Annotated in this window: 9 protein-coding genes; 6 read left to right on the top strand and 3 right to left on the bottom strand. The window is 60.0% G+C overall.

The window, feature by feature from the left end; genetic code table 11:
- Nucleotides 1–225: 225 nt before the first annotated feature.
- Both G5358_RS18670 and G5358_RS18665 read right to left on the bottom strand, forming a co-directional pair.
- Nucleotides 226–990, bottom strand: coding sequence for a zinc-dependent peptidase (locus G5358_RS18670; RefSeq protein ID WP_421208520.1), 765 nt, complete (start codon nt 988–990; stop codon nt 226–228).
- A gap of 76 nt (nt 991–1,066) precedes the next feature.
- The gene (locus G5358_RS18665) at nt 1,067–1,504 is read right to left on the bottom strand and encodes a GNAT family N-acetyltransferase (protein ID WP_421324679.1); all 438 of its coding nucleotides are present in this window, start codon (nt 1,502–1,504) and stop codon (nt 1,067–1,069) included.
- A 349-nt stretch (nt 1,505–1,853) separates the two neighbouring features.
- On the opposite strand from G5358_RS18665, the gene G5358_RS18660 reads away from it, so the two are divergent.
- Nucleotides 1,854–3,353: an alanine/glycine:cation symporter family protein gene (locus G5358_RS18660; protein WP_100645999.1), complete on the top strand. Its 1,500-nt coding sequence runs from the start codon at nt 1,854–1,856 to the stop codon at nt 3,351–3,353.
- A 70-nt stretch (nt 3,354–3,423) separates the two neighbouring features.
- On the opposite strand, the gene G5358_RS18655 is transcribed toward G5358_RS18660, so the two are convergent.
- Entirely contained in the window at nt 3,424–4,230 is an 807-nt protein-coding gene (locus G5358_RS18655; protein WP_216953774.1) for a crotonase/enoyl-CoA hydratase family protein, read from the bottom strand.
- A gap of 168 nt (nt 4,231–4,398) precedes the next feature.
- Between G5358_RS18655 and G5358_RS18650 the strand changes: the two genes are divergently transcribed.
- From G5358_RS18650 to G5358_RS18630, 5 genes are all read left to right on the top strand, one after another.
- Nucleotides 4,399–6,186 (top strand): putative nucleotidyltransferase substrate binding domain-containing protein, encoded by a 1,788-nt coding sequence (locus tag G5358_RS18650; RefSeq protein ID WP_216953777.1) that lies wholly within the window; start codon nt 4,399–4,401, stop codon nt 6,184–6,186.
- A 2-nt stretch (nt 6,187–6,188) separates the two neighbouring features.
- Nucleotides 6,189–6,815, top strand: coding sequence for a 3'-5' exonuclease (locus tag G5358_RS18645; protein ID WP_216953779.1), 627 nt, complete (start codon nt 6,189–6,191; stop codon nt 6,813–6,815).
- 105 nt (nt 6,816–6,920) lie between these two features.
- A complete protein-coding gene (locus G5358_RS18640; RefSeq protein WP_040068110.1) occupies nt 6,921–7,232 on the top strand; it encodes a DUF485 domain-containing protein in 312 nt (103 codons plus the stop codon).
- Nucleotides 7,229–8,881 carry a cation acetate symporter gene (locus tag G5358_RS18635; RefSeq protein WP_040068108.1) on the top strand — a complete coding sequence of 551 codons (1,653 nt, stop codon included), beginning with the start codon at nt 7,229–7,231 and terminating at the stop codon, nt 8,879–8,881. Before G5358_RS18640 ends, G5358_RS18635 begins: the two co-directional genes overlap by 4 nt.
- A 167-nt stretch (nt 8,882–9,048) precedes the next feature.
- On the top strand, nt 9,049–9,782 hold a 734-nt coding region (locus G5358_RS18630), incomplete at its 3' end, for an ATP-binding cassette domain-containing protein (RefSeq protein WP_421324678.1).

The following is a 9,782-nucleotide window of genomic DNA, read 5'->3' as shown; positions in this document are numbered from 1 at the left end:
GCCGGTTTCGAAGGCATCATCTGTGGCGCCAGCGCCATCTACCTGGCCATGGCCACCGTGATCAACGAGCAGTTCGGCCGCACCGTGATGCCGATCGGCGATCACAAGAAAGCCGCCGCCGTACAGCTGAAAGCCGCTGCCTGATAGGCAAGCCACTCAGATTGTAAAAAAGGCACCCTCGGGTGCCTTTTTGCTATCTCGAATAACCATTCAACCGATCGGTTATCAGCTAAGTGACCCGGCGTCCACCTCCCCCGCCAGCAAGCGGGTCACGGGGAAACGTAGGGCGGGATCCTGGCTAAAGAACTGGCTCAGTTGCCGGTATACCGCGGGATAAACCTGCTGCAGCCGCAGCGGATCGGTAAAGAAACATTCGCAGCTAACGGCGAAAAACTCCGCGGGATGTTCAGCCGCATAGGGATCGATAGCGGTTACCTCGTCCCGATCAAGCTGCTGGCACAGCGCATCGAAGGCGCTCTGAAAGGCCTGTTGCCACAGCAGGCTGCTCATCTGCCCCGGCAACGGCGGCGCACCGTCCGCCTCACCACCCAGCATATCGAGTTTGTGGGCCAGCTCGTGGATCACCAGATTAAAGCCGTCCCAGTCGCCATCCTGCTGCAGTTCGCTCCAGGCCAGCACCAGCGGCCCTTGCGGCCAGGATTCGCCAGCGTTCTCCTCTTCAAACTCGCTCACCAGCCCGAACTCATCCTGTACTTCCTGACGCCGGGTCACGGGCTCGGGAATGATGATGATTTCGTGAAAGCCGCGATACCAGTCAAGGCCAAGGTGCAAGATGGGCAACGCCGCCTGCAGCGCCAGCACCGCCTGTTGACGGCGGCTGAGCTCGACCCCGATCAGGCTCAGGGTCTTGCGCTTGAGCAGCTGTTGCCCCAAGCCGATAAGCATTGTCTGCTCGGTGTCGCTGAGCCCTTGCAAGATGGGCACAGCCGCCAGCGCCTGACGCCACAGCGCCAACTCATCCTCACTCATGGGCGTTTGCGGGCGACCACCCAGCCATTTGAACCATCCCAGCACGCCTACTCCTTCTTTTGATGCAAAAAACAGGTTACAACAGTTTGACGAACCGTTTCGGCCGCTCCTGATAATCCTGCGCCAGATAGAAACGGTGGGCCGCCTCGCGCTTGAGGCTACTGGATAGCTCCAGCTGGGCGCAACCTGCGGCCCGCGCTATCGCTTCGGCGCCCTTGAGCAGGGCTGCGCCCACTCCCGCCCCTCTTGCCCCTTCATCGACAACCAGCGCCGAGATCAGGCCCCAAGCTGGTGCAACATGCAGCGGTGCCAGTTTGTGCCACACCAGCACACCGACCACTCTGTCGGCCAGGGAGGCGAGCAGCACAACGCTCGCGGGATCCGGCGCCAACAGGCGCGCCGTCACGTCAGCGCCTTCGGCAGGATACCCCAATTGGCTGAACAGGTGGGCGATGGAGCTCCCGTCGTCTGCCTCAGGGGGACGGATCGTCAAGGTGTCAGGGTCATTTTTCATTGTTGGCCTCATGTTTGCTTTCCATTGTGTTACGCCCGTCACATTGTCCGGCGCAGATCAACAAGGAGGATCTCATCTTTACTCATAGAAAACGCTGCCTGCCATTATCCCCCCACCCTTGTCAATTCACAAATTTGCAACAATGCAACATTTTTCGCTGGGAAGCACCGATACAACTCGATATGTTACAAGCCATGCATGGCGCGTGTTTGCGCCCTGCCAAACCACTCGGAGCCACCCTCGTTTGCTTACCTCAGACTGTTAACAAATGAGCCCCTAACTGTGACAGAGAGCGAGGCCAAGATCTCGCCAAGACAGCGCCACAAACACAACAAAGGAGTTGTTGTACATGAATGAAATCGTCAATGCCATCAATGGTGTAATCTGGAGCCCTGCGCTCATCTACCTGTGTCTGGGGGTCGGTCTTTACTTCTCCCTGCGCACCCGTTTTTTGCAACTGCGTCATATGAAAGAGATGGTGCGCCTGATGTTTGATGGCAAGAGCACCGATGCCGGTGTCTCCTCCTTCCAGGCGCTGGCCATGACCCTGGCAGGTCGCGTGGGTACCGGTAACATCGCCGGTGTGGCCACCGCCATCACCTTCGGTGGCCCGGGCGCCCTGTTCTGGATGTGGATGGTTGCCTTCCTCGGCGCCAGCTCCGCCTTCGTGGAGTCCACTCTGGGTCAAGTTTACAAAGAGAAGATCAACGGTGAATACCGCGGCGGCCCGGCCTTCTATATCGAGAAAGGGCTTGGCATGAAGTGGTACGCCTGGACCTTCGCCATCGCGACCGTATTCGCCTGCGGCGTGCTGCTGCCGGGCGTGCAGGCCAACTCCATCGGTTCAAGCCTGCAGACCGCCTTTAATATCGATCCGAACGTCACAGCCGCCGGTCTGGCGCTGCTGCTCGGCTTTATTATCTTCGGTGGCGTCAAGCGCATCGCCAACTTCGCCAGTACCGTAGTACCCTTTATGGCGCTGGGCTACATCATCGTGGCTTGCGTCATCATCGCCCTCAATATCGGCCAGCTGCCGGGCGTGATCCTGCTGATCTGGAAGAGCGCCTTCGGTCTGGATGCCGGTTTCGGTGCCATTCTGGGTCTGGCCATCATGTGGGGGGTAAAACGCGGGGTCTACTCCAACGAAGCGGGTCAGGGTACCGGGCCGCACGCCTCCTCTGCTGCGGCAGTGAGTCACCCGGCGAAGCAGGGTCTGGTGCAGGCGTTCTCCGTCTATATCGACACCCTGTTCGTCTGCTCCGCCACCGGCTTTATGCTGCTGATCACCGGCCTCTATAACGTACAAGGGCCGGACGGCGCCGCCATCTACACGGGTATTGCCGGTATCGCAGCAGGCCCGGGCTATGTGCAGACCGCCATGGAGAGCATGATGCCGGGCTTTGGCAGCATTTTCGTGGCCATCGCGCTGTTCTTCTTCGCGTTCACCACCATCGTTGCCTACTACTACATCGCCGAAACCAACATCGCCTACATCAACCGCAAGATAAATCGCCCCTGGCTCACCTTCTTGCTGAAGATTGCGCTGATGGCTGCCACTGTCTACGGCACCGTCAAGACGGCAGATCTGGCGTGGGGCATGGGTGATATCGGGGTCGGCCTGATGGCATGGCTCAACATCATCGCCATCCTGCTGCTGCAAAAAACCGCCTTCACCTGTCTGAAGGATTATGAAGCGCAGCAGGCACAAGGGATTGACCCCGTATTCCACCCGGAGAAGCTCGGCATCAAGAACGCCGATTACTGGGTGGGCAAACGCTCCGAAGAGAACTTGGAGCGGGAGAAATCGGGCCATCAGTTCGAGCCGGATCAGGATCGCAAGATCTCCTAAACCGACACGAAATAACCGTTCGATAAAAATGGCAGCCTCGGCTGCCATTTCTTTTTCCTGTCACCTCATCTCAGAGCGGATTGCGGCGCGGCCCGAAGGGCAGGCGCCAGCGAAACAGGCTGTTAAGGGTGGCCCGCCACTGATTGGGTCGCCCCAGGATCTGCTTTTGCAAGCGGGTCTCTTCCTTCAGCATCGCCTCATCGCTGCGGGCCCAGGCCTGACTGTAGAGCTGCTTGATCCCCGCCAGTGCATCCGGCGACTTGGTGATAAGAGTGCGGGCAAACTCCCGCGCCTCCACCAGCGGATCGGCGCAGACCCGACTCACCAGCCCGAGGGATTTGGCCTCGATGGCATCCAGCTCGCGCCCGCTCATGGCCAGCTCCATGGCGGTATCCACTCCCATCAGGTTGCGCATGGTGACGCTACCGCTCATATCGGGAATGATGCCCCACTTGATCTCCATCACCGAGAAGCGGCAATCGGGGGTGCTGAAGCGAAAATCGGCGCCGAGCGCAATCTGCAAGCCACCGCCAAAACAGACTCCCTGGGTCACCGCAATCACCGGCACCGGCAGCTGGTGCCAGCCATAGGCAACCCGCTGGGCCAGATTGGTCGCCTCGTCTGCTTCACGCTTGAGAATATCGAGCGCCGCTACCGGCTGTCTCAGCATGGATTTCACATCCAGCCCGGCGCAGAAGGCTCGCCCCTCGCCATGCAGGATCACCGCCCGCAGCCCCTTGTGCCGGGCGAGCTGCGTCAATGTCTCATCGATGGCGCTGAACATGGCGCGGTCCAGCGCATTGAGTTTATCCCCCCGCGTCAGCATCACTTCGGCAATCCCGTCGTGGATCTCGCACTTGATCCTTGGTTTTTCCATCTCCCTTGTCCTCCCCTTGATCCCTGAAACTGACTCACTGGTCATACCACCACGTTATCAGAGTGTGAACAGGCGGTACAGCTGAGACTAAAGTCGGCTGGTCGCCTCCCCCTCCCTTTGTCACACTGGGAGCTGCATGAGTGCCGCAAGCCAGCAGAGGACGCTGTCATGTCAACCCTGTTCAATTTTGCCAGACCACCGTTCGACCGACTGGATGAGGAGGCGCGCGAGCGGCTCTCCCGCCACCTCTCGCTCTGCTATTTTCGGGCCGGGGATCTGCTGCTCAAGGAGGGGGACGAGCCTCCCGGCCTCTATCTCATCATCAAGGGGGCGGTGGAAGAGTCGGCCCCTCACCATCAGTTTGGTGATTACGGGGTCGATGACCTGTTCGATGTGCGCGCCCAGTTTGACGGCCGCTGCCGCCACCGCTTCACCGCGCTGGAAGATAGCCTCTGCCAACTCATTCCTCGCCACACATTTCTGACGCTCTGTGAGCAGGATCCGCAGTTTGCCAGCTACTTCACCGCCAATCTGGCCGAGCGCCAACGCCAGCAGGAACAACGCGAACAACTGGGGCAGAAGAATCTGGCGGAGTTTATCCTGACACGCATCGAACCGGGCCACCTGCAGGCACCGCTTATCGTCGACAGCAGGCTGTCACTGCTGGCAGCTACCGAAGCCATGGTGAGCCAGGGGACAGATTGTCTGCTCTACCCCGCCCACGACGGTTCGCTCACGCTGGCAACCCGCAAGACCTTGCTCCATGCCCTGACCCTCAAGGGATTGCCGCTGACGGCCCCCCTCTCGGTGCTGACCCCCACGCCGCTCATCGGTCTGCCGCTGGAGAGCTATCTGTTTGATGCCCTGCTGCTGATGACCCGCCATCGCATCAAGCGACTGGTGGTGTGGCGCGGCAACGAAGTGGCGGGGATCCTGCAACTGACCCAGGTGCTGGGGCTCTTCTCGACCCACTCCCACGTGCTGACATTGCGTATCGCCCGCGCCGACAGCCTGCCGGCACTGGAGGCGGTGGCCCGCGAGCAGCAACAATTGACCAGATCGTTGTTTGCCCAGGGGATCCACACCGCCTTTTTGATGAAGCTCATCGCCACCATCAACGAACAGCTTATCGCCAAAGCCTTTGCGCTGGTGATCCCCCCCGAGGTGCAGGATAAGGTCTGCCTGCTGATGCTGGGCTCGGAGGGGCGCGGCGAGCAGATCCTCAAAACCGATCAGGACAACGCCCTGATCCTGCCAGAGGGGCTGGCATGGCCCACCCAGGCAGCCGATCTGGCCGAATTCAGCGCCCTGCTGGAGCGCCTCGGCTACCCGCTGTGCCCCGGGCAGGTAATGGTGAACAATCCGGCCTGGGTAAAAACAGGCGATGAGTGGCAAAGCGCCATTGCCAGCGCCTGCACCACGGCCAGTGAGGAGGAGCTGCTCTGGCTCGCCACCCTGGCCGATGCTCACCCCATCGCGGGGGATCGACAGCTGCATCTGCCTGTTGCCAGAGCGCTGCGCGAGCAGTTGGCGGACAGGCGGGATCTGCTGGCGGAGATGGTGCGACCGGCGGTGGCCTTTCATGCCCCCCTCACTCTGTTTGGCAGGCTGGAGCAGCCACCGGAAGGGCTGGATCTCAAGCGGGGCGGCCTGTTTCCGCTGGTGCACGGTATCCGCATGCTGGCCCTTGAGGCTGGCATTCTGGAGACCTCAACCCTGGGGCGTATCGATGCGCTGGTGGCAGCCGATCGGCTCAGTGCCGACTATGGCAGCAATCTGGCAGAGGCGTTTCGGCTCTTTATCCGGCTGAGGCTGCGCAGCCAGCTCAAGGGGGGCAATAGTCGGGTGCAGACAAGCGAGCTTAGCCACAGCGAGCGGGATCTGTTGCGTCAGGCGCTGCATCAGGTTAAGAAGTTCCAGCAGTGGCTCACCTTGCACTTTCGTCTGAGACAATAGCCATGTTGAGCCGCGTTCGACGCTACTGGTATGGCCGTGCGTTCCGAACTGGCGAGTTCGCGCCGCTCTTTGCCACCCCACCGGAAGATGAACGGATCGCCCTCGATTTCGAGACCACCAGTCTCGATCCCGAGCAGGCCGAGATCGTCTCCATCGGGGCGGTGCGCATTCAGGGCAACCGGCTGCTGACCGGTGAGGCCCTCGCCATCAAGGTACAGCCACCGGCCAGCCTGACCAGCCAATCTGTGGTGATCCACGGTCTGCGCCATCAGGATCTGCAACAGGGAATGGAGCTGGAAGCCGCGCTGCGCCTGCTGCTCGACTATATCGGCCCGCGCGAACTGGTGGGCTATCACCTCGCCTACGATCTGCGTATTCTCAATCTCGCCTGCCAAAAATTGTGGGGATTGACCCTGCCCCAGCGAGGGATCGAGGTGAGCCAGCTTTATCATGACCACCTCTATCGCCGCTACCCCGATGCTGCGATTGACCTCCACTTGAGTGCCATCTGCCGTCACTTGGCGCTGCCCCCCCTGCCCGCCCACGATGCCCTTGCCGATGCCACCACGGCCGCGCTTATCTACCTGCGCCTGACCTGCGGCTCGCCGCTCACTTATCCCAAAGTCTAATTGTCGAGAAATAACATTTAATTCACATTTTGCTTACATGAGCAGATTGCCTGCTCGTCGGGGTTACCCCATCCACCGCTGACACTCATGTCATGGAGAACTGCAATGGAACAGCAAAGCTATCTGAGGATCCAGCAAGATCCCAACTTCCAGGAGCTGGTCGCCAAGCGCCAGCGTTTTGCCTGGGCCCTCTCGGCTCTGATGCTGGGACTCTACCTGGCGTTTATTCTGCTCATCGCCTTTGCCCCCGGTTGGCTGGGCACCCCCTTGAGCGAAGGTTCGACCATTACTCGCGGCATTCCTGTCGGGGTAGGATTGATCCTCTCCTCCTTCGTGTTGACCGGCGTCTATGTCTTTCGCGCCAACGGCGAGTTTGATGAACTGAACCAGAAGATCCTCAAAGGGGTGCAATCATGAAAGGCAAGTTGCTGCTGTTGACCTCACTGGCCTCCTCTCCCCTGCTGGCGGCCGATGCAATCTCTGGCGCCGTGGAGCGTCAGCCCCTTAATGTCGCCGCCATCGTGATGTTTCTGGTGTTTGTGGCCGCTACCCTGTTCATCACCTACTGGGCCTCCAAGCGCAACCGCTCGGCTTCCGACTACTATGCGGCCGGTGGCCGTATCACCGGCTTCCAGAACGGTCTGGCCATCGCCGGTGACTATATGTCCGCCGCCTCCTTCCTCGGGATCTCCGCGCTGGTCTACACCTCCGGCTACGATGGCCTGATTTACTCCATAGGTTTTCTGGTGGGCTGGCCCATCATTCTGTTCCTGATCGCCGAACGGCTGCGCAACCTCGGCAAATACACCTTCGCCGATGTCGCTTCATATCGTCTCAAACAGACTGAAGTGCGCACCCTCTCCGCCTGCGGTTCGCTGGTGGTAGTCGCCCTCTACCTGATCGCCCAGATGGTCGGTGCCGGCAAACTGATCGAGCTGCTGTTTGGCCTGCAATACCATGTGGCCGTGGTGCTGGTTGGTATCCTGATGGTGCTCTACGTGCTGTTTGGCGGCATGCTGGCCACCACCTGGGTGCAGATCATCAAGGCAGTGATGCTGCTCTCCGGTGCTAGCTTCATGGCCATCATGGTCATGAAATCGGTCAACTTCGACATCGGCGCCCTGTTTAGTGAAGCGGTCAAAGTGCACGAGAAAGGCTCCGCCATCATGAGCCCGGGCGGGCTGGTCTCCGACCCCATCTCCGCCATCTCGCTCGGTCTGGCATTGATGTTCGGTACCGCCGGCCTGCCCCATATCCTGATGCGCTTCTTCACCGTGAGCGATGCCAAAGAGGCGCGTAAATCGGTGTTCTACGCCACTGGTTTTATCGGTTACTTCTACATTCTCACCTTCATCATCGGTTTTGGCGCCATCCTGCTGGTAAGCACCAATCCGGCCTTCAAGGATGCCACCGGCGCCCTGCTGGGCGGCACCAACATGGCAGCCGTCCACCTGGCTGATGCAGTGGGTGGAAGTCTGTTCCTCGGCTTCATCTCTGCCGTGGCATTTGCCACTATTTTGGCGGTAGTTGCCGGATTGACCCTGGCCGGTGCCTCTGCGGTCTCCCATGACCTCTATGCCAGCGTGTTGAAGAAGGGCAAGGCCAACGAGACCGATGAACTGCGCGTCTCCAAGATGACGACTCTGGTGCTGGGTGTGGTTGCCATTGGTCTGGGGATCCTGTTCGAGAAGCAGAACATCGCCTTCATGGTCGGTCTGGCCTTCTCCATCGCCGCCAGCTGCAACTTCCCGGTGCTGTTCCTCTCCATGTTCTGGTCACGCCTGACCACCCGTGGCGCCGTCTACGGTGGCTGGCTGGGACTGGCGAGCGCAGTGACCCTGATGATCCTGGGTCCGACCGTGTGGGTGAAAGTGCTGGGCCATGCCCAGGCCATCTTCCCCTACGAATACCCTGCCCTCTTCTCCATGGGGTTGGCCTTCATCGGGATCTGGTTCTTCTCCATCACCGACAGTTCCCAGAACGCCGCCGACGAGCATGCCAAGTTCCTGCCGCAGTTCGTTCGCTCCCAAACCGGGCTGGGGGCCTCTGGCGCAACTTCCCACTAACAGATCAAGTTCATCCTTCCAAGCCGGCTTCAAGCCGGCTTTTTTTATTGCCCATCAATCGGCTGCACGCCCCGCTTGCCCCGATCAAGATCACACTTCTCGCTAAAACTTTCGGGGGATCTGTGCCATAATGCGCGCCATTTGACAGACCAATCGGGACACATACCTTGTTAAGTAGCAACAACATCACCATGCAGTTCGGCGCCAAGCCGCTGTTTGAGAACATCAACGTCAAGTTTGGCGGCGGCAACCGCTATGGCCTTATCGGCGCCAACGGCTGTGGCAAGTCCACCTTTATGAAGATCCTCGGCGGTGATCTGGAGCCCACTGGCGGTAATGTGAGCCTGGACGTCAACGAGCGCATCGGTAAGCTGCGTCAGGATCAGTTCGCCTACGAAGATATGCGCGTACTGGACGTGGTCATGATGGGTCACACCGAGCTGTGGGCGGCCATCGCCGAGCGCGATGCCATCTACGCCAACCTCGAAGCCACCGACGAAGACTATATGAAGGCCGCCGAGCTGGAAGGTCTGGTCGCCGAATATGACGGCTACACCGCTGAAGCGCGTGCAGGCGAGCTGCTGCTGGGTGTCGGCATTCCCCTTGAGCAGCACAGCGGCCCGATGAGCGAAGTGGCGCCGGGCTGGAAACTGCGGGTGCTGCTGGCACAGGCGCTGTTCTCCAACCCCGATATCCTGTTGCTGGACGAACCGACCAACAACCTGGACATCAACACCATTCGCTGGCTGGAGCAGGTGCTCAACGAACGTGAAAGCACCATGATCATCATCTCTCACGACCGTCACTTCCTGAACTCCGTCTGTACCCACATGGCGGATCTGGACTACGGCGAGCTGCGCGTCTACCCGGGCAACTACGACGACTACATGCTGGCCGCCAC

It is taken from the genome of Aeromonas sp. 604176, from assembly GCF_049170755.1.
In the GTDB taxonomy this organism is placed as follows: domain Bacteria; phylum Pseudomonadota; class Gammaproteobacteria; order Enterobacterales; family Aeromonadaceae; genus Aeromonas; species Aeromonas veronii_A.
This window is presented reverse-complemented; position numbering and strand designations above follow the sequence as displayed.